This is a genomic window from Shewanella sp. GutDb-MelDb, assembly GCF_002836075.1.
Taxonomy (GTDB): domain Bacteria; phylum Pseudomonadota; class Gammaproteobacteria; order Enterobacterales; family Shewanellaceae; genus Shewanella.
Genome location: NZ_PJBM01000132.1, coordinates 19,516 through 46,139, shown reverse-complemented (window position 1 = coordinate 46,139; position 26,624 = coordinate 19,516). Strand labels below are relative to the sequence as shown.

Below are 26,624 nucleotides of genomic sequence, written 5' to 3'. Positions count from 1 at the left end.
TCAAAGTAAAAACTAAGCTAAAACGTCGATTTTATCTGCAGTTGTTCAGACATTAGGCTAAATAAATTATGCTTAAACAAATGTCATCAGAACATCTATTCTAAACCTCAAAATAAAATGTCATTTAGCGGTGAAAAATGAGATCTATGATTTAAAAAATATAAAAATAAATAAAGAGTCGATATAGTTAACATTTTTAAAATAAACATACTGTTATGGGTTCTTTTGGTTAACAATAAACGATACATTCATGACACTCTTTATTTAATGTAGCCAGGCTCTTATGACTGCCCTTTTAAGACAACTAACCATCCTCCAACGACTTATTTTAATGCTCATGCTGGCAGCGATCGGTACCGTTTGTTTTGCCAGTTTTTCGATAAACGAGCAATACAACAACCTTGTTACGCAAAAGTGGCAGCAAAATGATGCGCAGCTAAACACGGTTATCAGTGTTATTGAAGCGCATCGGATGCAAGCGGCTAATGGTGATATTTCTGAAAGTGATGCCAAGGTAGAAAGTGCTAACCTTATCAGCCAGATCCATTTTAGCGATAAAGGCAACTTCATTTTACTTGATAGAGATAACACCATTTTAGCCAATGGCGCGAGTAAGCAAACTATCGGTAACAAACTTGCCAGCATTAACCAGCAAGGTAATGACACCACACTCTCTGCAATCGTTGCAGCTGCTGCAATCAATGGCACAGCCAAAGGCCAAGTCAGCTTTATTAATGCTCAAAGCAGCCAGTTAGAAGATAAGTTGGTTGAGGCTAGGTACTATCCCGCTTGGGATTGGACACTCATTACCGGCAGTTATAATAGCGAGATAAACAATGTCATGTATTCGATGGCATTTGATTACGTGCTTATCATGCTAATGATATCTATTCCCATTTTTTCATTCTTCTTATTGCTTAATCTATCGATTACCGCACCGCTTAAAAATGCGATTGCGGCGATGAAAGATATTGCACAAGGTGACGGTGATCTAACCAAAAGGTTACCCACAAAAGGTAAAGATGAGGTAGCAGAGCTAGCAGAGGCTTTTAATCTGTTTGTGATAAAGATTGCAGATACTGTTGCTCAACTACAACCGCTAGGAAAAAACCTAGATGATGATGCCACACGTTTACTTAATGCCGTAGAGGAGTCAAATAGCAGTGTTGATCACCTCCATCAAGAAACCAGCAGCGTTGCAACTGCAATCAACGAGATGCTATCAACCACCCATGAGATGGCGACCAACACCAGTCAAGCCGCAGACGCCGCAAATAGTGTCAAACAGCAAGCCCAACTCAGCATGGAAAAAATGGATAACACCCTCGATAATACGCAGCGATTAGTCGAAGAGTTAAAAACATCTGAACAGATAACCCACCATCTTGGCACGTCTTCAAAACAGATTGGCAGCATATTAGATGTGATAAGAGGCATCGCCGATCAGACCAACCTGCTTGCGCTTAATGCCGCGATTGAAGCCGCCCGTGCCGGTGCGCACGGCAGAGGATTCGCTGTTGTTGCCGATGAGGTGCGTGCTTTAGCAAACCGAACTCAGGACTCTACCAATGAAATTCAAAAAATCATCACTGAGATCCAATCAGGCGTGAGTTCGGTCGTCTCTAGTAACGAGCGTACACAACAACAATCTGAGCAAGTGCAGAGTCAAGCTAAGGGTGTGGGGGAATCACTAGCTGAAATTTTGGATCTTGTTGCTCATATCAGCGATATGAATACCCAGTTAGCCAGCGCAACAGAAGAGCAATCTCTGGTCACGGAAGAGATTAATCGCAATATATGCAGTATTACAGAACTGACTGAAGTGTCAGTAAAGGCCAACGAAAGTAACCGCCATGCCGCAGTGTCATTACAATCGATTAGCAAAAACTCAGCCAAAACATTAAGCCAGTTTAAGGTCAGCTAAACGCTTATCCACATTAAAAAAGGGGCATAATTTGCCCCTTTTTCATTATTCAAACTATGTTAAGCTAAATTCAATTCGGACGATCTATCAATACGGAATTGAATTTATGGCACGCATGACCTTAGCGATTCATCCGCAACTTTTTACTATTCATAGCCTTGCTCCTGACAGTATCGTACCGAGTGCGATTTTTCAGCAAGATATCTACTTTATCGGTAAAACGAGCGAAGAACTGTCAGTTGTCGTAATTTCAACATTCGAAATGGATAGCCTAGAGCAGGAAAACGGTTGGCGCTGTCTTGAAGTATTGGGCCCTTTAGGCTTTTCCATGACAGGCATATTATCGAGCGTATCAGGCGCATTGGCCGCAGAAAAAATTAGTATATTTGCTATCTCTACATTCGATACCGACTATATTCTGGTAAAAAAAGACACCTTGGCCGAAGCCACAAAAGCACTCAAGAAAAAGAACTATCAAATCATTGAACATCAGAGCAGATAATCATCAGCTTATACAGCCGATTCTTAGCCTTTTAACGAGAAGATTATATGTACCAAAAAACCGTTACAATAACTGCTAAGCACGGTATACACACTCGACCTGCGGCACTATTAGTTAAAAAAGCCAAATCATTTGATTGCGATATCATCGTAGAATGTAACGGAAAACAGGCCAGTGCAAAAAGCCTTTTTAAGCTACAAACACTAGGGCTTTATTTCGGTATAGAAGTCAAAGTTATCGCTGAAGGTGAACAAGCTCAGCAAGCAGTTGAAGAAGTTTCTGAACTCCTTATTACACTTAGCTAAAAGGCTCCGTTATGTCGATTAAAGGTATTGTTGTTTCATCAGGCGTCGCGTTCGGCCAAGCCCTACACCTCAATCTACACCATGAAAAAATCGACTATCGACGTTTGTCCCCTGATAAAATCCCTAATGAACAACGAAAACTAGCATTAGCATTCAATAAGCAAAAAAGTCATTTAGCAGAGATACTAGCCAAGCTTAAGGTCGGTTCTGAGCATTATGATCTGATTGAAGCTGATTTACTCTTTCTTGATGATGATTCGCTCCTAGAGGTCGTCGTAAATGAAATTCGCCAGCTACAAATTAATGCAGCGGTGGCCATTGAGAGAGTATTTTCCCATCAAGCTTCGGAGATTGAACAACTAGAAGACCCCTATTTAGCCAATAGAGCACAGGATGTTTTGTGTTTAGCGAGTCGCTTAATCGCCAGACTCAGCGGCGCACAGCATCTGGACCTCAGCCAGTTAACTACGCCAACCGTTATTTTGGCCCATGATCTCACCCCTGCTGAATTCGCCATGCTACCGCTACAACACATAACAGGCTTGGTGCTTAACACCGGTGGGTTAACAAGCCATACTGCGATTTTGGCACGCAGCGCTGGGATCCCAGCGCTGTTAAGTTGCCAATTTGAACGGTCACAAATTAACGATGGCGACGCCGTCGTACTCAACGCTATCGACGGCGAGCTGCATCTAAACCCCACCGCTGACATCATCGAAAGACTGACCCAACTGCGCCAACAAGATGAAGCGCACAAACAGCAACTCTTGCTGCTTAAAGATCTCCCCGCTCAGACCCTCGACGGGCACTGTGTGGGATTACTGGCTAATGTGGGCAGTTTAAATGAAATAAGCCATCTCACCGATGTTGGCGCTGAAGGGATCGGGCTCTTTAGAACCGAGTTCATGCTAATGAATACCATGACTATTCCACAGGAGAAAATACAATACCACTTCTATTGCGATGCGCTTCAGCTCATGGATGGAAAGCCCTTTACCATACGTACCCTCGATGTGGGCGCTGATAAAGAGTTACCCTGCTTAAATCCAGCTTGTGAAGATAACCCCGCCCTAGGCATCAGAGGCATTCGATATACCTTCGCACATCCTGAAATCCTGGTCACCCAGCTAAAAGCCATTTTGCGTGCTGCGAACCACGGACCTATTCGGTTGATGTTTCCTATGATCAACCAAGTCGAAGAGCTAGACACACTTTTTGAATTGATTGAACAATGTAAAAGCAGCTTAAACGAAGAAGAAAAAGGCTACGGTGAACTGAGTTACGGAATCGTCGTTGAGACACCTGCCGCGGTGATAAACCTTGCATCAATGCTGCCTAGGCTCGACTTCATCAGCATTGGTACTAATGATTTAACACAATATGCAATGGCGGCTGACAGAACAAATCCGCAACTGACACGGGATTACCCTTCACTTTCACCTGCCATTTTAACCTTGGTTCAAATGAGTATTGATACTGCCAAGCAACATAATGTCAAAGTCTCTCTTTGTGGCGAACTGGCCAGCGACCCTATTGTTGCACCTTTACTTGTGGGAATGGGTATTGATGAACTCAGTGTCAATCTAGTCTCATTATTGGAAGTCAAATCGGCGATAAGAGCCAGCAGTTACTCATCTTGCTTAGAGATGGCCAAACAGGCACAAAAGATAGAAAGAATCGAAGAATTAAATCTTTATCTAACAGGTCTTAGTTTATAGAGATATAATAAATGCAGTCTAATTTGAATATTATAATGATTCCAAGGGGCAAATAAATGGGATTTTTAAGCCGCATTAGACGTCTTGTTTCCGGACAAACAGACATCGCGGGCAGTGTAAATGTATATGCACCCGTTTCTGGCAAAATTGTTGCGATCGAGAAAGTACCCGACGCTGTATTCTCTGAAAAAATTGTCGGGGATGGATTAGCCATCGCACCAACAGGCCAGCATATTGTTGCGCCGATAGATGGAACCATAGGCAAAATTTTTGAAACCAACCATGCCTTTAGCATTGAATCGCCGCAAGGATTAGAGATTTTTGTTCATTTTGGGATAGGCACTGTAGAGCTTAGGGGGAACGGTTTTAAACGTCTCGCTGAAGAAGGCCAAGAAGTCAAAATGGGCGAGCCTATCTTAGAGTTCGATATTGAATATCTAAAAGAGCATGCCGATAGCCTATTGACACCGGTGCTTATCGCCAACATGGAAGACGTGAAAGGTTTGGATAAAAAACAGGGGACCTTAGAAGCGGGTAAAGACATTATTTTTTCCGCCATACTTTAAGCTAATGGTTCGTTTCACATAACAAAAGCCGAATGCAATCATTCGGCTTTTGTTGCTTACATGTAATGTTTCCTAATCATGTTTATCACATATCAGCGCCAATAAGTTGAATAAAACTCAATAACCCCAAGCAGAGCTATTTCTTCCTTGAGGCTTTACAAAACCAATGACACAATGAGATTCACTAATAAAATTAATAATGGAGTACCCGCTTTGACACTTTTCGGCATTAAGAATTGCGACACCGTACGTAAAGCCCGTAAATGGCTAGAACAAAATAATCTTAGCGTTGATTTTCATGATTTTCGTGAACATGGGCTCACTGCCGAGCAAGTCGAAGAATGGGTCGCTGTCGTTGGATGGGAAACTTTATTTAATAAACGTAGCACCAGTTTTAGAAATTTAACTGACACCGAAAAAAATGACATTAATGAAAAGAAAGCTATCGCGCTAATGGTCCTTTATCCAACATTAATCAAACGCCCTGTACTCGTCAACGGCAGCAAGGTTAATGTCGGATTCAAAGAAGCTGAATATAAAGCGTGGTTTAGTCTATGAGCCAATCTAAAGATTCTTTAGTACTGGCATTGGCAAAAGATTTAATCTCTCGTCCATCCGTTACGCCGCTAGATGAAGGTTGCCAAACCTTGATGGCTACAAGACTCGCTGCTGCAGGTTTTAACATTGAAGATATGGTGTTCGAAGACACCACGAACATGTGGGCTCGAAAAGGCACCCAAGACCCTGTTTTCTGTTTCGCTGGCCATACTGATGTGGTCCCCGTTGGCGATCTCAACCGTTGGCACACGCCACCTTTTGAGCCTGTCGTCATTGATGATTACCTGCATGGACGCGGCGCAGCAGATATGAAAGGCTCACTTGCGGCAATGGTCGTTGCTACTGAACGGTTTGTTAAAAACCATCCCGACCATAATGGCTCTATCGCCTTTCTTATCACGAGCGACGAAGAGGGGCCCTTTATTAATGGCACCACTCGAGTTATTGATACCTTAGAAGAGCGTAATGAAAAAATCACTTGGTCATTAGTCGGTGAGCCATCATCAACGCATAAACTGGGTGACATTGTTAAAAATGGACGCCGTGGAAGCTTAACAGGCAACCTCACCATCAATGGGGTCCAAGGACACGTCGCGTACCCTCACCTTGCTGACAACCCTATTCACAAAGCGGCACCAGTGCTCGATGAATTAGCCCGGATGAAGTGGGACAATGGCAATGCGTTTTTCCCGCCTACCAGCTTTCAAATCGCTAACATCAATGGCGGCACAGGCGCATCAAACGTTATTCCAGGTGCGCTAGAGGTCATGTTTAACTTTAGGTACTCTACTGAAGTCACCGCTGATATATTGATCGAACGAGTGCTTAACATACTCGACGCACATGGACTGGATTATGATATAAACTGGATATTCAATGGCTTACCATTCTTAACGGGTGATGGACCACTGCTTGATGCGACACGCGATGCGATTAAGAAAGTCACCGGTTTAGATACTGATCCTCAGACATCAGGTGGTACTTCCGATGGCCGCTTTATTGCGCCAACGGGGGCACAAGTGCTGGAATTGGGGCCTGTCAACGCAACGATTCACAAAGTGAATGAATGCGTTAAAGTTACCGACCTTGAGCAACTAGCTCTGTGTTATGAAGCCATTTTGGAAAATCTGTTGTGCCAATAGCAGCCCCTCACCTTTATGGACTCAGCAGTGCTCATTTAATTGAGTGCTCCGGTTACCTCCTTGAGCAAGAAACCGCACACGCATTTGCTCAAATGCGCACCGCTGCTGAAAAAGAAGGTATTGCGATAGAGATATGCTCTGCTTTTCGAGATTTTGATCGACAACAGTTAATTTGGAATGCAAAAGCCAGTGGCACTCGCACATTACTCAACAAAGACGCTCAGCCAGTCGACATCGGCGGCAAAACTGCAGAGCAGATTATCGCGCTAATACTGCTATGGTCTGCACTACCTGGGACCTCAAGACATCATTGGGGTACTGATATCGATATTTTTGATAGTAACAAGATATCAAAGCATGATTTACAGCTAATTCCGCAGGAGTATCAACTGAATGGGCCCTGCTATACCTTGAGTTTGTGGTTAACTAACAATGCTCAACGTTTTGGCTTTTACTTGCCTTTTCAACAAGGCTTGAGTGGTGTCAGTGCTGAACCATGGCATCTTAGTTATTATCCGGTATCTAAGCACTACGTGGATGCGTTCAATGTAGAGACCTTAGCCGATATCCTGCAACACTCGTCGGTATTATATAAAGCACAAGTTCTAGATAAGTTAGACGCGTTAACCCGAGAATATGTTTACCGTGTCGCGCCAGTCCCGCTATAATCAAGTATCGAAATTAACAACAAATAAATTCACAATGACAGAGAATAATCCGTGAAAAATCTAGATTTTGCCACTCATAGACAGCAATACACTATCGATAATAAAGCCATTAGCTATATTGATATCGGCCAAGGCCCTGTGCTTTTGTTTGGGCACAGCTACCTGTGGGATGCGCAAATGTGGGCGCCACAGATTGAACTTTTGAGCCAACAATATCGTTGTATCGTTCCAGATTTATGGGGTCATGGTTTATCAACAGATATGCCAGCTCAATGCCGTAACTTACGCGATGTTTCAGCTCAAATGCTGTCTCTAATGGATTCGTTAGATATCGGAGACTTTTCGGTTATCGGTTTATCTGTCGGTGCTATGTGGGGTGCAGAATTAGCGCTACTTGCGCCAACCCGCGTCAAACGTTTGGTCATGCTCAATAGCTTTATTGGCTTTGAACCAGAGATCACCCGCGACAAATACTACGCTATGCTTGACGTCATAAAGCATGAAAAAGGTATTTCCCCAGCGCTACGAGCCACTATAATTCCGTTGTTTTTTGCGGATAATCCTAATCAATTACTGGTTGATAAGTTTGAATTAATACTCGCCAATATCAACAGCGAGCAAATCGATAGCCTATTCCGTTTAGGAAAGATGATTTTCGGCCGACGAGATACTCTGGAACAAGTGGAAGAACTGACGTTGCCCTGTTTGATAATGGCTGGGGTGCAAGATAAAGCACGTTCGGTATTAGAGAGTTACCTGATGCACGATGCCATTGATGGCAGTAAGTTTATCCATATACCCGATGCGGGGCATATATCGACGTTAGAGCAAGCTGAATTTATTAATCAGCACCTAACTGAATTTCTCTCTGCTACAAATTAGCTAGAAATGAAACAAACTAAACATACATTACTGTCACGTAACATTATTTAACAACCAGTTAAGGTTTGTGTTCTACTATTTTACTGATCGTTAGGGCACAAACAACCATGACTGAATAGACCAGCAAGGCAATCAATTGATGATATCCTTACCCTGCATCACCGTTCTAGTTAACTGACTGAAAATAAGAGCAGAATGAAATTACTAAAACCGCTTTTTGATAATAATAGACGCTGGGCTGGTCGCATACTCAAAGAAGACCCCAAATTTTTTGAGCAATTAGCCAAACAGCAAAACCCTGAGTACTTATGGATTGGTTGTTCTGATAGCAGAGTCCCTTCTAATCAGATCATTGATCTAATGCCTGGCGAAGTATTTGTTCATCGTAATATTGCCAACATGGTGATCCATACAGATCTTAACTGCCTTTCGGTACTTCAATATGCTGTCGATGTGTTAAAAGTTAAACATATCATGGTCGTAGGGCATTATGGTTGCGGTGGGGTAAAGGCTGCAATGGGCACAGAAAGGCTTGGGTTAATTGATAATTGGTTAGGTCACATACGAGACATTCATCGTCTGCATAAAGACACATTATCCAAAATGGATGAAGCGGAACGTTTTGACCGTTTGTGTGAGCTTAATGTAATGGAACAGGTCGATAACGTTTGCAGCACCACTATAGTGCAAGAGGCATGGCATCGTGGCCAAGAAGTGGCCATTCATGGTTGGATATACAGTGTCGAAAACGGCCTACTCTCTGATCTTGATGTGACAATAAACAAAGAAAGCGAGCTTAATAAAGACTAAGTAGCTTCTATATAAATACAGGCTATCAGCGCGTTAGAGTCGATAGCCTTTGTTATATCAAGTGTGTTAATGCATTAGCCAAATCCACCGTTCTAGTCGATTTATCCAATGGTCGTTCCCTAAATTAACAGACTTTTTTATTGCCCTACTTCCTTCGACTAAACCGCGTAATTGAGACTCCCGATAACCAAACAAGCATACTCACATTTCAGAAACCGCCGTTATTGCGTGTAATTCGTATTAATCGATAGAAAATTGCTAAGAAATCTCGCAGTTACCCCCATATCACAGTTATAATCCATTAGTTATTTTTAGCGCTTATGAGCGCAGTAAATTCTAAGGAAATGTCCATGCCTGGTTTTGAATTATTTGGTCCTGAAGAGAAGCAGGAAGTTGCAGACGTAATGGAGAACGGTTTTACTTTCCGTTATAACTTCGATCATATGCGTAATGATCGTTGGAAAACACGTGAGATGGAAGCCTTACTTTGCGAGAAAATGAATGCAAAGCATGCTCACTTAGTATCAAGTGGTACCGCTGCACTGCAAACCGCAATGGCTGCAGCTGGCATTGGCGCAGGTGATGAAGTTATTGTACCACCGTTCACGTTTGTCGCTTCAGTTGAAGCTGTATTCATGGCAGGCGCTGTTCCTATTTTTGCTGAGATTGATGAAACGCTTTGTTTATCTCCTGAAGGCATTGAAGCGGTTATCACACCAAAAACTAAAGCAATCAACTTAGTTCAAATGTGTGGTTCTATGGGTAAGATGGATGAGATTAAAGCAGTTTGCGCTAAGCACAACCTGGTTATTCTTGAAGATGCTTGCCAAGCTATTGGTGCCAGCTACAAAGGTCAGGCCCTTGGTACCATCGGTGATGTAGGTTGCTACTCTTTTGATTCTGTTAAAACCATCACTTGCGGTGAAGGCGGAGCGGTCATCACTAACAATGAAACCATATACAACAATGCACACATGTTCTCTGACCACGGTCATGACCATGTTGGCAACGATCGCGGCGCTGAAGGTCATCCCATGATGGGGCTCAACTTCCGCATCTCAGAGTTAAACTCTGCGATGGGCTTAGCGCAGCTGCGTAAGCTTGATAAAATTATTGATATTCAACGTACCAATAAGAAAGTCATCAAAGATGCAATGGCGACTATTCCGGAGCTTACATTCCGCGAACTGCCCGATCCAGAAGGCGATTCAGCAGGTTTCCTAACCTTCTTTATGCCGACTGAAGCTCGCACTATTGAGATCAACAAGAAGTTAGCTGAAAATGGCGTTGATGGTTGTTTCTACTGGTATATCAATAACTGGCATTACCTAAACAACTGGAAGCATATCCAAGAGCTTAAGTCTCCGGCCGCTTTACCGATCACATTAATCGAAGATCGTCCTGATTATACTAAGGTTTCAGTACCAAAGTCTGATGCCATTATGAGCCGTACTATCTCGATGTTGATCAAGCTATCTTGGACTGAAGAAGAGATAAACCAACGTATCGAAAATATTAAGCGCGCGTTCGCTTAATAAGATTTATTTCGTTGTCGCGTCTATTCTTAAGACGCGATTGCACTTTTTACAGTAATAGTCTCAACGGAGAATGTTGTAATGAGTTTTAAAAATTTCAAATGTGTACCAAAAATGATTTTTGGTCGCGGATCGTTTGTCCAGCTAGATACTGTTCTCGCTGAAGAACGCAAAAGTGAAGATGATTTTGTGGTCTTTTTGGTCGATGACGTTCACCAAGATAAGCCTCTTAGTGGCCGAGTCCCTGCTAAAGACCAAGACATGCTTATCTATGTCAATGTCGATGACGAGCCAAGCACTAAGCAAGTTGATGCGCTGACTGAACAAGTACAAGCTTTTAGCGGCAAGTTGCCAGTAAGTGTTATCGGTCTAGGCGGTGGTTCTACCCTCGACTTAGCAAAAGCTGTAGCTCTTATGCTAACCAATGACGGTGGCAGTGCTAAGTATCAAGGTTGGGATCTAATAAACAACCCAGCAGTACACCACATCGGTATTCCGACAGTATCAGGTACTGGCGCAGAAGCGTCTCGTACAGCAGTGCTTTGCGGACCTGTGCGTAAGCTTGGACTTAACTCTGATTACACCGTCTTTGATCAAATCATCATGGATTCAGAATTAATTGCTGGCGTGCCTACCGATCAGTGGTTCTATACCGGTATGGATTGCTATATTCACTGTGTTGAATCACTTGAAGGTACCTACCTCAACGAATTTGCTAAAGCGTTCGCTGAAAAGTCGATGGATCTTTGCCGTCAAGTCTTCATTGACGACCATGAAGAGAAAGACGACAAGCTGATGATGGCATCTTACATGGGCGGAATGAGCATTGCTTACAGCCAAGTAGGTGCATGTCATGCTGTTTCATATGGTCTAGGCTATGTACTTGGTTACCATCACGGTATCGGTAACTGTTTAGCATTCGACGTGCTTGAAGAGTTCTATCCTGAGGGTGTTGCAGAGTTCCGTAAGATGATGGATAAACATAACATTGTCCTACCAAAGAATATCTGTAAAGACTTGCCTGACGAAACTATCGCTAAGATGGTTGCAGTCACAAAGAGCATGGGTCCACTTTGGGACAATGTTTACGGCGAAGGCTGGGAAGAGAAAGTCACAGACGAAATGCTAACTAAGCTATTCCGTCGTATCTAAGTCCTCTTTAGATGCTAAATGGGCTTTTATCAAGAAGCCCATTAATTTTATTATTAGGTAAATTGAATGAATGTAACCTTGTTGATCCCTGCTCGATACGGCTCAAGTCGTTTTCCTGGCAAGCCGTTGGCTCCAATTAACGGTAAACCGATGATCCAGCATGTTTACGAGCGTGCATCACTAGCAAAAGGGCTTAAAGATATCTATGTCGCAACCGATGACGAACGCATAAAAGATGCCGTCGAAGGTTTCGGTGGTAAGGTTATCATGACAAGTGCAGAAGCCGCTTCAGGTACAGATCGTATCGAAGATGCGATTACACAGCTAGGGCTTGCAGAAGACGACTTAGTGGTTAATTTACAAGGTGATCAGCCACTGATAGACCCTATCTCTATCGAACAAATTATTAGCCTTTTCGACCGTCACCCTGGTGAGTTCGGAATGGCAACTCTCGGATTTCAAATTACCGAAGAGGAAGAGCTCAACGATCCAAAGCACGTAAAGCTGGTGTTTGATAATGAGTTTAATGCATTGTATTTCTCACGTGCACGCATTCCTTTTGGCCGTGATACAGACGATTACCCCGTGTATAAACACTTAGGGGTATATGCCTACACGCGTAAGTTTGTGCACACGTTTGCCAAGCTGCCACTCGGTAGATTAGAAGATTTGGAAAAGCTTGAGCAGTTACGAGCGCTAGAACATGGCTACAAGATCAAAGTCGCCATCAGTGCTTTTGACTCTCCAGAAGTGGATACACCTGAAGATATTCGTATCTGTGAATCTCGTTTGGCAGTTGATTAACAATAAGGTAAGAATATGTCTGATCTAGAAGTTGGCTTACTTATTTTATTAGTAATTGGTGTCATCGCCAGTAATTTAGCCGTGCTTAAATACAGCGCTAAATACAAGATGCCTCAGTTCGGTAAAGATCAGAAGAAACCTAAATCAACAGATCCTGTCGATCAGGATAAAAAGAAAGAACAAGATGATAAAGGCGATAAACCACAATAATTTTATCTTTCTATTTTGTTGAAATTCAGACAATAAAAAAGGCGCTTACAGCGCCTTTTTTGTTTTCTATTTTTAACTCACCTTTCTAATGAGCCTAATCCGCAAGCTCTTTTTCAAGTTGTTGGGCAACCATCTCTGGCGAACCCGAATTTTTCGCCAACAGCGAATATGCCACGGGAATAACAAATAGCGTAAAGAAAGTCGCTAAACTTATTCCCGATAAAACGACAACACCAATGACAAAGCGTGTCTCTGCGCCAGCGCCTTCGGCCATGACCAATGGAATCGCCCCCGCAGCGGTGGTGATCCCAGTCATTAAGATAGGGCGTAAGCGTTGACTAGATGCTTGAATAATAGCGTTTTGGAACTCGACGCCTTTATCACGCAGTTGATTGGCAAACTCGACAATTAAAATCCCATTTTTAGCCGCTAAGCCTACCAACATGATAATACCTATCTGGCTGTATATATTGAGGCTTTGGTCCGTCGCCCACAAACCTATTAAGGCACCGAGTGTCGCCAATGGCACTGTTAGCATGATCACCACTGGGTGAACAAAACTTTCAAATTGTGCCGCCAATACTAGGAACACAATACCGAGCGCTAAGATAAAGACGAAGTACATAGAATTACCTGAATCTTGGTAATCTAATGACTGACCTTTATAACTGACGATCGCTTCAGCTGGCAGGTACTCGAGAGTCAAATCATTAAGATAATCAAGTGCTTCACCAAGACTATAACCATCTGCAAGGTTTGCCTCAATGGTAATTGCTCGCATGCGGTTATAACGATTCAGCTGGCTTGCATCTGCAAACTCTTCAACACTGACCAAGTTTGATAACGGAATAAGCTCTTGTGAACGTTCTGAACGCACGTAAATATTCTCAAGATCTGCTGCCGTATTTTGATTATCACGATTACCTTCAATAATGACATCATACTCTTCGCCATCGCGCATAAAGGTGGTCACCAGCCTTGAACCTAACATCGATTCCAGCGTACGACCGATATGTGAAATAGAAACACCAAGATCTGCGGCTCTATCTTTATCGATAACCACTCGAAGCTGAGGCTTAGTCTCTTTATAATCATGATCGACGCCAACAAGATTAGGATTTTCTTTTACCTTTTCGAGAATTATATCGCGCCAGCGAGCAAGTTCCTCATAGCTGGGTCCACCCAGTACAAACTGTACCGGTTTACCCACACCACGCCCAAAAGCTTGACGCATAACAGGGAACGCTCGTACGCCGGCTAAATCAGATAAACGTCCACGAATATCGCCGATAATTTCAAAAGCACTGCGTCTTACAGCCCAGTCTTCTAATACGATAATCGCCATACCGTTAGAAAAGTTAGAACTCCGACCAAAACTACGAGGCGCACGGATCAATAAGCGTTTGATCTCACCTGAATCAACTAACGGCATTAATCTGTTTTCAATTTCATCCATATAAGATTCGATATACTCAAAGCTTGCCCCTTGTGGACCGTTGACGATAAGGAACATAGATCCCCTATCCTCTCTGGGTGCAAACTCTTGCGGTACTTCTGTTGCAAGGTATGCACTGCTGACCAATGCAACAAGGATGAATGATGACACAATAAACGGATGTAACATTGCCTTTCTAAGCCAAGCTCGATAGCCCGCTGATAGCTTATTCATTCCATTATCTATTTTCCTTACAAGCCAAGAAGATTGACCAGCAGGCTTAAGCAGTTTAGAACACATCATCGGGCTTAATGTTAACGCCACAATACTAGAGAAGATCACTGCTGCGCTCATTGTGACGGCAAACTCTTTAAACAGCTTACCCAAATCACCTTCGAGAAAGGTGATTGGCATAAATACCGCAACCAATACTAAGGTTGTCGCCACTACAGCAAAGGCCACTTCCCGAGCGCCAAGGTACGCGGCTTTTAGCGGACTATCGCCCTCTTCAATGCGTCTATGGATATTTTCCAGTACAACGATGGCGTCATCAACCACCATACCAATGGCGAGGATCATCGCCAGCAACGTCAATAGGTTAATGGTGTAACCCAGCGCATAAAGCACGATAAAGGTCGCCATTAATGATACGGGGACAGTGAGTGCAGGTATTAACATGGCACGCACACTGCCCAAGAACAGATAGATCACCGCTATGACCAAGAACATGGCTATAAACAGCGTTTGATAAACCTCTTTAACCGAGGCTTCAATAAAGACGGAGCTATCGTAAGAGCGTTTTATTTCCATGCCTGCTGGTAAAGTGGGGTTAATTTGATCCACTAAAGCATTCGCTGCACGAGCAACATCTAAGGTATTGGCCGTCGATTGCTTAGACACACCAAGACCAATCATCGCCTCTCTGTTACCTCTAAACGTAATGCGCTCCTCTTCAGAGCCTATTTCTACTTTTGCTACATCGCCTAGTTTAATCAAGTAGCCGTCATCACCTTCGGCGAGTACCAAATTGGCAAAGTCATCAGAGGTACGATAACTTCTTTCTAGTCTAACGGTAAAGTGACGCTCTTTAGATTCTATGCTACCTGCTGGTAACTCAACGTTTTCAGATCGCAGTGCCGATTCAATATCAGCAACGGTTAAGTTTCTTGCGGCCAATGCTTGTCTATCGATCCAGACACGCATCGCATAGACTTTACCACCGCCTAAACGCATATTGGCCACACCATCGATCACAGAGAAACGGTCGACAAGATATCGCCTGGCATAGTCGGTCAGCTGCAATGTGTTCATTTGATCCGAGACCAAGTTGAGCCACATAATGACTTCATCTCCGCCATTGGCTTTTTGGACTTCTGGTGGATCAGCTTCTACAGGAAGGTTATTCAAAAGACCTGACACTCGGTCTCTGACATCGTTGGCAGCGGCTTCAATGTCTCGACCAACGTCAAACTCTAAAGTGACGTTCGAGCGACCATCACTGCTTGATGAACTAATGTGTTTAATGCCTTCGACACCACTAATTCTATCTTCAACGAGCTGAGTAATTCGGCTTTCAACCACTGCGGCACTGGCGCCGCGGTAGTTAGTCTGAATTGAAACGACTGGGGGATCGATATTAGGATATTCGCGCAATGGCAGTTTTTCAAATGCCACTAAACCAAAAATGATTAACAAGATACTGATAACCGAAGCGAAGACTGGCCGCTTAACCGAAATGTCCGTTAAGATCATGCCACAGGCTCCACGCTAGCTTGCTTTAGAAAGCTAAATTTCTCACTAAAGGTCACTTTAACGGTATCACCTGGACGAACTTTTAAAATACCACGGATCACCACTTGCTCGTCGAGTTCAACGCCATCAATGATCTCAACCCAGCCACGTTTTCGTAAGCCAAGCGTCACTTGTTGCTGCTCCACCACGCCCTCATCATTGACCAAGTAAACATAGTGTCTATCTTGTATTGGAATAATCGCAGACTCGGGTAAGATTAAGGCTTCTCGGCTTTGTTTGATCAGTTTTACTTTCATCAACATGCCCGGCAGCAAACGGTGCTTAGGGTTTGGGATCAGTGCTCGGACAATGACGGTACGCGTACTGGGATTTATGCGGCTATCAATGGACACCACTTTACCAATAAACATCTCGCCATCAAACGCAACAGCTGTCGCTTCAACAACCTTTCCAATCGCTAACGATTGAAGAAAGCGTTCCGGTACGGAAAAGTCCAGCTTAATGACCGAGATATCATCAAGTGTAGTAATAGCGTTACCAGGAGTCACTAATGCACCGACACTGACCTGACGTAAACCGAGTGCACCTGAAAATGGTGCGGTGATCCGTCGATCACTTAACGCCGATTGCGATTGCGCTAATTCTGCTTTCGCGGTATCGATGAGTGTTTGTAATCTATCTCGCTCAAGCTCTGCAATCGTTTGGCTTGTGACTAGCGAGCGGATCCGGTCTAATTCCCGTTGATGGTCTTGCACTTTCACTTTTGCGACCGTCACTCGTGCTCTTTGCTCGCTATCTTGTAACTGCACGATTAAGCGACCTTTCTCAACCAAATCACCATCTTCAAAGTTGACCTTAGTCACGACCTCAGACACTTTAGGGGTTACCGTAATAGATTCGTTTGCTTTGCTGGTGCCTAACGCTTCCACTTCATCACGGATCGGTTGAATCGTCGCTTTAGCGACCACCACATTGGGTGTAGGCCTGGCTTTTTTAACCTTAACCACGTTCCCTTGTTGATAATATTGATACCCAAAGCCTGCTGCTAATGCAATCAGTATGATTATTGTTATTTTTTTCATGGATTTCCTAACAAACAACTTTATTCAATTAGGGGTAGTTTACCTTGCTGTGACTATGCATCAATACGTTTTACTTTTTCTTACAAATAACACACTTCAGTCACATTCGTAATCTGCAGCACTTTATCAATAGATTATCAATTATTCGGGCATACCTGTGGTAAAAATCCTTATCACCACCTTCTGCCTAAAATTTTCCTCTATCGACCGGATATAACACCCTAAGTATTATTGGCTCGAGAGATGACAAAACACTAAACCCGTTTATTGCAGATATAAAAAAAGGAGCCCAAGGCTCCTTTTTTATGTTCTGTAATGCGTTAACGCACTTTTCGGTCTTCTTCCATTAGCTCGGAGAAGCCTTCGTAAATAGCAATAACAACTTCGCTATCTAATGGCGCATTGTCAGCACCTAATAGATTGATCCGTGTTTTATTATCGTCAGTGTCGTCTTTAAGCTCTATACGGTAAGAACCTTCATCGAGTGTCAGTTTCTTTTCACCCCATAATGAGCTCCAAAAACCTGAGTCATCAGTCACATTGATATATAACAATCCTTTGTTGCTATCCATATCAACGATTTCAAAGCCCATTTCTGGCAATACGATACGCAAACGATCCCACGTACGCTTAAACTTAGCGTCAGCAAGCCAATACGCTTGCTCGTCTTGCTCTGATATCAGATTAACGTCAATACCTAGGCTCTGCTTAAGACGCTTAGCTTTCATTGCTTGAGCACGTTTAACACTCATATAGCTTATCGATTCATTTAGAATGTCGATGGTATAACGACGCTTATCTTCGCCACTGAGCAGAATGTCTTGCTCCTCACCATCATAAGATTCTTCATGTTCGATTAAATCGATGGTGACGCTACCGCTGCGACCGTGTGGTCGAACATCAATATTGTATTTGTAGCGTTGACGTAATAGATAAATTTTATCGCTGCTCCAAAAACTGGATTCGACCACCTCTGAGCGTTCAATCCAATCGGTTTCAAATGTACCCGCTTCATAATCTTCGGCGCGAACTTCAATCGACTGACTGGTGAAATACTCTTCTAGAACATCAAAGATCTCTTTCTTTAGGTCAGAATCATTATCAATCGATTCAACCATAATCTTAATATTGTCATCGCCTTCTTCAACACGTGTACCTGCTGACATAGGTAAAACCTGTAGCGGCGGACGAATGTCTAAGGTACTACCCACTAATGTGGTATCAACTTTAGAACCCACTTCAGGAATATCATATTCCTTGCTGTAGTTAGGTTGATTTAGGCCTTCAGGCATAACTAACTGAGGTGCAGAGGTGAGATCTTGATATTGTTGATCCACGTCATTTGCTTGCCTTCTGTCAATCGGCGTACTGCACGCTGTAACTGCTGCGATCAGTAATAATGGTGATACTTGCTTTAGCATTTATTCTTAAACCTCAATTCGGGCATTTTTCATTGCTTCTAGCAACAGACCATGAAACTCGGTAGAAAGTTCAGTTAAAGGTAAACGAATTTTACCTTGGCTGATAAGTCCCATTCTATGAGCTGCCCATTTTACCGGGATAGGATTAGCTTCACAAAACAGTGCACCGAACAAACATTGAATAGATTCTTCAACTTTTATAGCCTCGGCAGTGTTACCTGCTAATGCAGCATCACACATGGCCTTAAACGCTTTAGGAACAATATTGTTTGCCACCGATATCACACCATTGCCACCTAAAGAAATAAATTCTCGAGCCGTTGCATCATCACCGCTATAGAGTAAAAAGTCATCACCACATAATTTACGCAACTGACTCACTCGAGCTAAATCGCCCGTAGCCTCTTTAACGCCAATGATGTTGCTAACACTCGAGAGCTCTGCAACTGTCTCTGGTAACATATCAACGGCCGTACGACCGGGTACGTTGTATAGGATTTGAGGAACATCAGTGCTTTGTGCAACCGCTTTATAATGTGCAATAAGTCCTTTAGGCGACGGCTTATTATAATAAGGGGTCACTCCAAGCATGGCGGCAACGCCAACACTTGATAGTCCTTTTGTCAGTTCTATTGCTTCTGATGTTGCATTTGCGCCATTTCCACCAATAATTGGAATGCGCCCTGCTGCAAACTTTACAGTTTGTGCAACAACTTGAATATGCTCGTTTGCTGGCAAAGTTGCCGACTCACCTGTTGTGCCAACAGCAACAATTGCATCTGTACCTTGGGCGATATGGTACTCAACTAAATGTTCAAGACTCTTATTATCTACTGTGCCATCACTATTCATTGGTGTGATTAAGGCGACGATGCTTCCGTTTATCATGTGTATTCCCCAAGGGTTCAGGACTGGCTATGGTACTGATGCAAGCCGTTAAAAACAAGCACTACTGAGCAACTGATGCCAGATTCATTATCAACTTGAAATATATTAAATATGCCAGCTTGCATCAACGACAAAGATCGCAAATTAACTTACTTGTGGTAGCATTGTTAACCGCAAAAAAGCACACGTCATAAATTTGCTGTTTTTTTGTTCTACTAATACAAAAAATGAGGTACTTAATGTCCAATCACTTGGTCGTTACTGCAATGGGGGCCGACCGTCCAGGCATTGTGAGTAAATTTGCTCGACTCGCAAGTGAGTGTGACTGTGATATTGTCGACAGTCGAATGGCACTTTTTGGTAATGAGTTTACCTTGATTATGATGCTGTCAGGTTCATGGTCTTCTATCACTAGGATGGAATCTACCCTGCCGAGTTTAAGTGTTGAGCTTGAATTGATGACAGTCATGAAGCGAACATCAAAACATACTACGCAGAATTATATTTCCCGTTTAGAAGTCAACTTTAATGGCCATGACCAACGTGGCACCATGAAGAAGATCACCCAGTTTTTAGCTGACCGCTCGTTAGATTTAGCCGCAGTTAAGTCCCATGCTGACGAAGATGATGCGGGTAAACCATCTCAAAATATCTTATTCACCATTAATGTTCCTGAGAAAGTTGATCTCGAAAAACTCGAAATCAGTATTCACGAGCTTGCCAAAGAGATGTCGTTAGAGTGCACCTTGGAACATATGCAAGGCATTGATAGTTTAGATTAAAGAGGACATTATATGAATACGTTAGCTGCTGGCGATAAAGCGCCGCTGTTTACCTTACAGAATCAAAATAACGAAACAGTTAGCTTGAGCGATGCGTTAAAGTCAGGACCCGTGCTGGTCTACTTTTACCCAAAAGCTTCAACCCCAGGTTGTACCGTGCAAGCTTGTGGCCTACGTGATAGCCAACCTCAGCTTAATGACTTATCGGTCACTGTATTAGGCCTTAGCCCAGATCCAGTTGCAAAGCTTGCTAAGTTTTCAGATAAACAAGCACTCAACTTTTCATTACTTAGTGATGAAGACCACGCCATCGCTGATGCTTTTGGCGTTTGGGGTGAGAAAAAGTTTATGGGTAAGATCTACGATGGCATTCATCGTTTAAGCTTTCTCGTGGGACAAGATGGCAATATTGCTCATGTGTTCAATAAGTTTAAAACTAAAGATCACCATGAAGTTGTGCTAGCGCATTTGGCTCAGTAAGGCCTGCTGTTATTAAACAAAAAAAGGAGCCTTTTAGCTCCTTTTTTGTTTTAGCATTTTTTATTAACTTAGAATGAGTGTTAAATACGGGTAAACAAGTACAAATGCTATGGTCCACATAGTTAAGCAGATAAATCTATCTAGGTAACACCAGGCTTTCGGTTTTTTGAATACTGGGCTTAAGTATCTTGCGCCAATACTCAAGCTAAAAAACCACAAAAATGAGGCCAGTACTGCGCCAGCGCCAAACCACTGCTTTGCACTACCTTCAAACTGCACGCTTATGCTTCCCAGTAACACAACAGTATCAAGATACAGATGCGGATTAAGCAAACTTATCGCAAGGGTGGTTAATACCGCTTTTTTCAAACTATCTGTTGCTTGGTGTTCTTCATCCACCATGTTGTTTTCACTAAAAGAGGATTTCAGAGCGCTATAGCCATAGAACAGCAAAAAAATGGCCCCGCCAAAACTGGCAATATCTTTTATTAGCGGAAAAGCCAAAATGAGATGACCTAAACCTGCCACGCCCGCCGTAATCATTATCGCATCAATCAGTGAACACAAGGCTGCAATAGGCAGTGAATGAGCCTTCTTTAGTCCTTGCTTTAACACGAAAGCATTTTGTGCGCCGACAGCCATAATGAGGCTGCCACCGATTCCCATTCCTTGAATGAAAGCTGTTTGCATGAGTTTACCTTGATAAATATACGATGATTTGAGGCGCAGAATATTCGTCAAAGAAAAATAAGTACAACTAATTTTATTTATGTATCATAAGTAAAACTTATACAGCTATGTTGGATCATCTATGTTTGATTACGCCCACCTAAAAGCCCTGTCGGTTGTAGTATCACGAGGTGGCTTTGATAAGGCAGCAAAGTTGCTGTTTATTAGCCAATCGGCTGTATCGCAACGGATTAAACAACTAGAAGATAAAGTCGGTCAAGCGCTAGTGGTTCGAGCTTCTCCGGTTTATGCCACCGATATGGGTAAACGATTGCTCAGGCATTACGCTCAAGTTCAATTGTTAGAAAGTGAGCTTCGCAGCGAGATGAATGTTGACGACCCGTCCTTACCGACCATCGTCCGTATCGCGGTTAATGCTGATAGCTTAGCGACATGGTTTTTGCCCGCACTCACCGAAGTTTTTAAACGGCATAGTTGGCTATTGGAATTAGTGGTCGATGATGAGGCTTACACACATCATCTATTGAAAAGTGGTGACGCTGTAGGATGTGTGACCACCAGCCAATCACCAATGGCGGGTTGTAGCAGTGAGTTTCTTGGCCACATGGAATATATTTGTGTCGCGACACCCGAGTTTATACACCTTTACTTTAATGACTTAATAGACCAACCCCAATCAATACTATTGGCACCTGCCGTCGTATTTTCCACTAAAGATAAACTGCACGATAAATTTCTTAGCTTCTATTTTGATATTAGCGAATGCAGTAGTCGAGAGCATAAAATCCCCTCTTCGGAAAGTTTCTTAGAGGCAATAAAAATGGGGCTAGGTTATGGATTAGTGGCTCATTTACAGGCAAAACCCTTGCTCGACAGTGGCCAACTTGTAGAAGTATTTCCGGCTAAACGGATGCAAGTGCCGCTCTATTGGCAACATTGGAACATTAAAGCGAAGCAAACAACGATTGTTTATCGTTCATTAGCCGCGACCGCTCGTCATCTGCTGATCAATCCTAGTGAATAAAAAAAGGGGCATTAAGCCCCTTTCAATTGACCTAAGTACACAAGGATTATTTTACTTCAGGCAATGATTCATCGCTATTGGTCAGTAGTGGTTCATGCACTGGCCACGCGTTAATCACTGCTTTGACCAGTGATGCCAGCGGGATTGCAAAAAAGACGCCCCACACTCCCCACATCCCGCCAAATACCAGTACCGCTGCAATGATAAATACAGGATGTAAATCCACCGCGTCAGAAAATAATAGCGGCACTAGTACATTACCGTCTAAGGCTTGGATTATTCCATAACCAATCATGAGATAACCAAATTCAGAGCTTATACCCCACTGGAAAAAAGCCACCAATGCGATAGGTAAAGTCACCAGTGTTGCCCCAACATAAGGGATAAGCACTGACAAGCCAGTGAGCACGCCCAACAACGCTGCATATCTCAGATCCATAACGGCAAAAAAGGCATAGCTCACAACACCAATGATCACGATTTCGATCACTTTACCGCGAATATAATTAAAAATTTGTTGATGCATCTCATTCCAAACCTTACGCGCTAAATCTCGGTTTGAAGGAAAAAATCGTTTGCTACCGCGGATCAGTTGATCTTTATCTTTCAAAAAGAAAAACACCAATAATGGCACCAAAATCACATAAACCATAAGTACTAAGAGCGATGCTGAGTAACCTAACAACTGCTTACCAATATCTAACAGGTGTTGGGTATCTAGCATTTTTTTCAGCTCTCCAACCATGGTATCTAACTGCGTCGGATTGACAAATTGTGGGTACTGATTAATGTATTGCTGCGCTGTCTGCAGCCCTTTATCAATCATATTAGGCAGATCACCAATTAAACTGACACCTTGACGCCAAAGGCTTGGGATCAAGCCAAAACTTATCAGCAACATTAAACCGATAAACAAAATTAATACCAGCGATGCTGCGGGTGTGCGGTTGATCCCAATCCGTGCCATTTGAGCAACCGGCCATTCCAACAAAAATGCCAGGACTAGCGCGACGAGTAAAGGCGCAAGTAGGCCACCAGCAACATAAATAGCTAGCGCGATGCCAACAAGAATAAAGACTAAAGTCACGGCTTGTGGATCACTAAAACGTTCTTTATACCAACGGCTCAAAATGGTTAACATTTATATTCCCTAATCCAGCAAAAATACACACGGTACTCTCGCCGCTAAAAATGATGTTTTACACTTACAGATGTAAAACAGTTTAAAAGTCACTTTACTTAGTGATCTCAAGTGCCAAAATACACTCATCGTGTTTGAAAGTTTGGTGATGATAACCGACTTTTTTTAAAAAGCGGGGAACATCTTGCTTAGACCCAGGGTCTGATAACAATACCCTTAATTTTTGTCCCGGGTTAAGCTGCTTTAAAGCCAGTTTAACTTTGACTAATGGCAACGGACAGCGAAAAGCAGTTAAATCAATAATAATCATAATGAACTTGCTATAAACAATCTAAGGCTATTATCCTAATAAGCAGCGCAAACCACAAGTATGCATTGTGGCCTTACAACAAGAAAAGCATAGCCCAAATTAAGGATCCGCTTGAGTAAATTAACTTTTTCGAAATCAGTTATTGCAGGGACGTTGGCATTTATCTTAAGTACCACTACAGCGGTTACCTACGCTAACAACGATCTGCCTGATTTAGGTACTGCCGCAGTAAACACCTTCAGTTTAGAGAAAGAAACTGTATATGGTGATGCGTACATGCGTGTTATCAGGGCTTCAGCCCCAATGCTCAATGATCCCGTGCTTAACCAGTACCTAACAGAACTGGGCAATAAGCTGGTAGCGCATGCAAGTGGGGTGAAAACACCTTTCTATTTTTTCTTACTGCGTAATGATGAAATTAATGCTTTTGCCTTTTTTGGTGGCCATGTTGGCGTACATACTGGTTTGTTTCTCAATGCTGATACCGAAAGCGAACTTGCTTCAGTGCTTGGCCACGAAATAACTCACGTTACACAGCGTCACTTAGCGCGCTCGCTTGAAGCTCAGGATAAAAGCTCTACTGCCACTATAGTGGGGATGTTAGGGGCGATATTATTAACCATAGCCTCACCTCAAGCGGGTATGGCAGCCCTTGCAACGACCCAAGCGTTAGCTACTCAAGCAAAAATTAACTTCACTCGTTTACACGAAAAAGAAGCTGACAGAATCGGCATGCAGATTTTAGTTGATGCCGGTTTTGATCCCAATGGCGCTGCCAATTTCTTTGGTAAACTTGCCACCCGCTATCGATTCACCACCAAGCCACCACAAATGTTACTGACTCACCCTTTACCAGAATCACGGATTTCAGAAGCCAGAATTAGAGCACAGCAATACCCGTTAAGACATATCCCAGATAATTTGAACTTTCAGCTAGCAAAGGCACGAATTCAAGTTAGATTCTCTGGTTACAGTGAAGCTGCAGTGCTATCGATATTCGAAAAACAGTTAAAACATAACCGTTATAGTTTTAAAAGTGCGGCTGAATATGGCAAAGCACTCGCACTCTTTAGAATGGATAAATTTGACGAATCGGAAGAGATGATTGACGAATTGTTAAAAAGTGCCCCGAACAATTTGTTTTTCATTGATACGAAAACCGATCTATTGACTCAAAAAGGTGATTTTAAAGGCGCTATAGCGTTACTGCTTAAAGAGCAACAAATAAAACCAACCTCCAATGTGGTTAATACCAACTTAGCCAATGTTTACATAGAAGATGACCAAACCGAAAAGGCGATCCCATTACTCGAAGATCTTATCTTTCTTGACAAGCAAGATCAGCTTGCCTATTTACTCTTGTATCAGGCTTATAGAAAGAACGGCAACAAGGCGATGGAACATTATGTTAAAGCAGAATCTTTAGCGCTAGCCGCCGATTATAAAACAGCAATCGATCAACTGAACTTTGCCTATAAACAATCCAAAGATAATCCATTGCAGCTTGCGCGAATTGAAGCCAGAATAAGACAATTTAGACAAGCAGACAGAGCAATGGAAGCCTTGCAGTAACTACTGTTTATTGTGACTCACATCACTAATTACAGTATGATGTCGGCAATTTTAAAATAAGAATACAATGACTATGACAAGTGTAAGCATTATCCACAATCCTAGGTGCTCAAAAAGCAGACAGACGCTGGCTTTATTAGAAGAGCAAGGCTGTGATATTCAAGTCATTGAATATTTGAAAACACCTCTCTCGGCAGATGAAATCACCAGCGTACAAACCAAGCTTGGCGTACGTCCTAGACAAATGATGCGAGTAAAAGAGGATGAATACAAACAGCAAAATTTATCTGACGAAAGTTTAACAGATGCGCAGCTAATTCAAGCGATGGTCGACACTCCCAAGTTAATTGAACGACCCATTGTATTAGCCAACAATAAAGCGGCTATTGGTCGTCCCCCTGAAAATGTATTAGCAATTTTATAAGCGAGCACGCAAATGGAGTCATCCACCCTCTTTACACTTTGCCGCGCTGGATATGTCATTTTAGTTATATTGCTTGGCAGCTGGTTTATTCAACAAGGTATGTCAGGCGAATATTCAATGTTATTTAGTCTGCTATGGTTAGTGCCGTTGCTACTCCCTCTGAAAGGGATCTTGACGGGCAAGCCATACACCTACGCTTGGGCAAGTTTTATACTTTGTTTATATATGCTTCACGCCCTAACCTTACTTTATGTTACAGATACCAGTTTTATGTTTGCTCTGACTGAATCTCTCCTTATCGGCGCACTGTTAATTGGTTTTCCTTTTTACGCTAGAATTCGTGGTCGCGAATTAGGCCTTGGTCTTAAAAAGAAGAAAAAATAACACGTATCCCTAAAGGCTGGTTTGCTCCAGCCTTAACTCTTTACTTCATTTTAAAGCCTTTTCAAGGCTCACCATAGCAACAACTTTCAGTCAACTCTGAGCCAAAAAACTCTACGAAAAATGCCTACCGCGTCCATTACGCTTTTCAATCGGCACCAGAATCCGGCGCAACATATCATTAAAGTCTAGCCATAGCCCAATATTGGATTTTACGGCGTAAACCAGTGGCAGCTATCAATTTGAACTAACAATACTAGGACAAAGCAACTCGCACACGCGAATGACTTTTTCCCTCGCAGAATTCATTCAAACCTTCAAGGGCCAACACTGCTAGACGATTATCAACAGCGAGATGATGGCGAACCTCGCCGATGTGAGTTTCAGAGCTAAAACTGCCGATAATACCCAAAAGGCCTATCGCCCAAGTGGTATAACATGCTTTTTCTCGACCGATACCGCACTT

27 protein-coding genes are annotated in these 26,624 nt (G+C 42.8%); 20 read left to right on the top strand and 7 right to left on the bottom strand.

The window, feature by feature from the left end:
- Positions 1 to 283 precede the first annotated feature (283 nt).
- The 14 genes from CXF82_RS05100 (at position 284) to CXF82_RS05035 (ending at position 12,776) form a co-directional block, all read left to right on the top strand.
- Positions 284 to 1,924 carry a methyl-accepting chemotaxis protein gene (locus tag CXF82_RS05100; RefSeq protein ID WP_102043763.1) on the top strand — a complete coding sequence of 547 codons (1,641 nt, stop codon included), beginning with the start codon at positions 284 to 286 and terminating at the stop codon, positions 1,922 to 1,924.
- A gap of 106 nt (positions 1,925 to 2,030) precedes the next feature.
- Entirely contained in the window at positions 2,031 to 2,426 is a 396-nt protein-coding gene (locus CXF82_RS05095; RefSeq protein ID WP_102043762.1) for an ACT domain-containing protein, read from the top strand.
- A 47-nt stretch (positions 2,427 to 2,473) separates the two neighbouring features.
- Entirely contained in the window at positions 2,474 to 2,731 is a 258-nt protein-coding gene (locus CXF82_RS05090; protein ID WP_102039496.1) for an HPr family phosphocarrier protein, read from the top strand.
- A gap of 11 nt (positions 2,732 to 2,742) precedes the next feature.
- Positions 2,743 to 4,449, top strand: a complete 1,707-nt coding sequence (gene ptsP, locus CXF82_RS05085; RefSeq protein WP_102039497.1) for a phosphoenolpyruvate--protein phosphotransferase — start codon at positions 2,743 to 2,745, stop codon at positions 4,447 to 4,449.
- Between the two features lie 56 nt (positions 4,450 to 4,505).
- The gene (gene crr, locus CXF82_RS05080; protein WP_101090948.1) at positions 4,506 to 5,015 is read left to right on the top strand and encodes a PTS glucose transporter subunit IIA; all 510 of its coding nucleotides are present in this window, start codon (positions 4,506 to 4,508) and stop codon (positions 5,013 to 5,015) included.
- Positions 5,016 to 5,189: 174 nt separating this feature from the next.
- Complete coding sequence (locus tag CXF82_RS05075) at positions 5,190 to 5,573, top strand: ArsC family reductase (protein ID WP_101090949.1); 384 nt, start codon at positions 5,190 to 5,192, stop codon at positions 5,571 to 5,573.
- The gene (gene dapE / locus CXF82_RS05070; protein WP_102039498.1) at positions 5,570 to 6,715 is read left to right on the top strand and encodes a succinyl-diaminopimelate desuccinylase; all 1,146 of its coding nucleotides are present in this window, start codon (positions 5,570 to 5,572) and stop codon (positions 6,713 to 6,715) included. The genes CXF82_RS05075 and dapE overlap by 4 nt, the downstream gene beginning before the upstream one ends.
- The gene (locus tag CXF82_RS05065; RefSeq protein ID WP_101090951.1) at positions 6,706 to 7,383 is read left to right on the top strand and encodes a M15 family metallopeptidase; all 678 of its coding nucleotides are present in this window, start codon (positions 6,706 to 6,708) and stop codon (positions 7,381 to 7,383) included. The genes dapE and CXF82_RS05065 overlap by 10 nt, the downstream gene beginning before the upstream one ends.
- 51 nt (positions 7,384 to 7,434) lie before the next feature.
- Positions 7,435 to 8,265: an alpha/beta fold hydrolase gene (locus tag CXF82_RS05060; protein ID WP_102043761.1), complete on the top strand. Its 831-nt coding sequence runs from the start codon at positions 7,435 to 7,437 to the stop codon at positions 8,263 to 8,265.
- Positions 8,266 to 8,460: 195 nt separating this feature from the next.
- On the top strand, positions 8,461 to 9,075 hold the full coding sequence (can, locus tag CXF82_RS05055; protein WP_101090953.1) for a carbonate dehydratase: 615 nt from the start codon (positions 8,461 to 8,463) through the stop codon (positions 9,073 to 9,075).
- A gap of 350 nt (positions 9,076 to 9,425) precedes the next feature.
- Complete coding sequence (kdnA, locus tag CXF82_RS05050) at positions 9,426 to 10,610, top strand: 8-amino-3,8-dideoxy-alpha-D-manno-octulosonate transaminase KdnA (RefSeq protein WP_102039501.1); 1,185 nt, start codon at positions 9,426 to 9,428, stop codon at positions 10,608 to 10,610.
- A gap of 81 nt (positions 10,611 to 10,691) precedes the next feature.
- Positions 10,692 to 11,762: a 3-deoxy-alpha-D-manno-octulosonate 8-oxidase KdnB gene (kdnB, locus tag CXF82_RS05045; RefSeq protein WP_101090955.1), complete on the top strand. Its 1,071-nt coding sequence runs from the start codon at positions 10,692 to 10,694 to the stop codon at positions 11,760 to 11,762.
- Positions 11,763 to 11,828: 66 nt separating this feature from the next.
- Positions 11,829 to 12,566, top strand: coding sequence for a 3-deoxy-manno-octulosonate cytidylyltransferase (kdsB, locus tag CXF82_RS05040; RefSeq protein ID WP_101090956.1), 738 nt, complete (start codon positions 11,829 to 11,831; stop codon positions 12,564 to 12,566).
- Positions 12,567 to 12,581: 15 nt separating this feature from the next.
- The gene (locus CXF82_RS05035; protein ID WP_101090957.1) at positions 12,582 to 12,776 is read left to right on the top strand and encodes a DUF2897 family protein; all 195 of its coding nucleotides are present in this window, start codon (positions 12,582 to 12,584) and stop codon (positions 12,774 to 12,776) included.
- 94 nt (positions 12,777 to 12,870) lie between these two features.
- On the opposite strand, the gene CXF82_RS05030 is transcribed toward CXF82_RS05035, so the two are convergent.
- From CXF82_RS05030 to dapA, 4 genes are all read right to left on the bottom strand, one after another.
- On the bottom strand, positions 12,871 to 15,963 hold the full coding sequence (locus tag CXF82_RS05030) for an efflux RND transporter permease subunit (protein ID WP_101090958.1): 3,093 nt from the start codon (positions 15,961 to 15,963) through the stop codon (positions 12,871 to 12,873).
- Positions 15,960 to 17,045: an efflux RND transporter periplasmic adaptor subunit gene (locus CXF82_RS05025; protein ID WP_101090959.1), complete on the bottom strand. Its 1,086-nt coding sequence runs from the start codon at positions 17,043 to 17,045 to the stop codon at positions 15,960 to 15,962. The genes CXF82_RS05030 and CXF82_RS05025 overlap by 4 nt, the downstream gene beginning before the upstream one ends.
- Positions 17,046 to 17,365: 320 nt before the next feature.
- Positions 17,366 to 18,466: an outer membrane protein assembly factor BamC gene (bamC, locus tag CXF82_RS05020; RefSeq protein WP_102039503.1), complete on the bottom strand. Its 1,101-nt coding sequence runs from the start codon at positions 18,464 to 18,466 to the stop codon at positions 17,366 to 17,368.
- Between the two features lie 6 nt (positions 18,467 to 18,472).
- On the bottom strand, positions 18,473 to 19,354 hold the full coding sequence (dapA, locus tag CXF82_RS05015; protein WP_101090961.1) for a 4-hydroxy-tetrahydrodipicolinate synthase: 882 nt from the start codon (positions 19,352 to 19,354) through the stop codon (positions 18,473 to 18,475).
- Positions 19,355 to 19,593: 239 nt separating this feature from the next.
- Between dapA and CXF82_RS05010 the strand changes: the two genes are divergently transcribed.
- Positions 19,594 to 20,136, top strand: a complete 543-nt coding sequence (locus tag CXF82_RS05010; protein WP_101090962.1) for a glycine cleavage system transcriptional repressor — start codon at positions 19,594 to 19,596, stop codon at positions 20,134 to 20,136.
- Between the two features lie 12 nt (positions 20,137 to 20,148).
- Positions 20,149 to 20,616 (top strand): thioredoxin-dependent thiol peroxidase, encoded by a 468-nt coding sequence (gene bcp / locus CXF82_RS05005; protein WP_101090963.1) that lies wholly within the window; start codon positions 20,149 to 20,151, stop codon positions 20,614 to 20,616.
- Positions 20,617 to 20,679: 63 nt separating this feature from the next.
- On the opposite strand, the gene CXF82_RS05000 is transcribed toward bcp, so the two are convergent.
- Positions 20,680 to 21,306: a LysE/ArgO family amino acid transporter gene (locus CXF82_RS05000; RefSeq protein WP_101090964.1), complete on the bottom strand. Its 627-nt coding sequence runs from the start codon at positions 21,304 to 21,306 to the stop codon at positions 20,680 to 20,682.
- Positions 21,307 to 21,427: 121 nt separating this feature from the next.
- Between CXF82_RS05000 and CXF82_RS04995 the strand changes: the two genes are divergently transcribed.
- Positions 21,428 to 22,330 carry a LysR family transcriptional regulator ArgP gene (locus tag CXF82_RS04995; RefSeq protein WP_101090965.1) on the top strand — a complete coding sequence of 301 codons (903 nt, stop codon included), beginning with the start codon at positions 21,428 to 21,430 and terminating at the stop codon, positions 22,328 to 22,330.
- 46 nt (positions 22,331 to 22,376) lie between these two features.
- On the opposite strand, the gene CXF82_RS04990 is transcribed toward CXF82_RS04995, so the two are convergent.
- Both CXF82_RS04990 and CXF82_RS04985 read right to left on the bottom strand, forming a co-directional pair.
- Entirely contained in the window at positions 22,377 to 23,471 is a 1,095-nt protein-coding gene (locus CXF82_RS04990) for an AI-2E family transporter (protein ID WP_101090966.1), read from the bottom strand.
- Between the two features lie 94 nt (positions 23,472 to 23,565).
- Entirely contained in the window at positions 23,566 to 23,781 is a 216-nt protein-coding gene (locus tag CXF82_RS04985) for a sulfurtransferase TusA family protein (RefSeq protein ID WP_101090967.1), read from the bottom strand.
- A 111-nt stretch (positions 23,782 to 23,892) separates the two neighbouring features.
- On the opposite strand from CXF82_RS04985, the gene CXF82_RS04980 reads away from it, so the two are divergent.
- The 3 genes from CXF82_RS04980 (at position 23,893) to CXF82_RS04970 (ending at position 26,161) form a co-directional block, all read left to right on the top strand.
- Positions 23,893 to 25,353, top strand: a complete 1,461-nt coding sequence (locus CXF82_RS04980) for a beta-barrel assembly-enhancing protease (protein WP_101090968.1) — start codon at positions 23,893 to 23,895, stop codon at positions 25,351 to 25,353.
- A 73-nt stretch (positions 25,354 to 25,426) separates the two neighbouring features.
- Complete coding sequence (gene arsC / locus CXF82_RS04975; protein WP_101091229.1) at positions 25,427 to 25,777, top strand: arsenate reductase (glutaredoxin); 351 nt, start codon at positions 25,427 to 25,429, stop codon at positions 25,775 to 25,777.
- A 12-nt stretch (positions 25,778 to 25,789) separates the two neighbouring features.
- On the top strand, positions 25,790 to 26,161 hold the full coding sequence (locus CXF82_RS04970; protein ID WP_101090969.1) for a DUF2069 domain-containing protein: 372 nt from the start codon (positions 25,790 to 25,792) through the stop codon (positions 26,159 to 26,161).
- Positions 26,162 to 26,624: the final 463 nt, after the last annotated feature.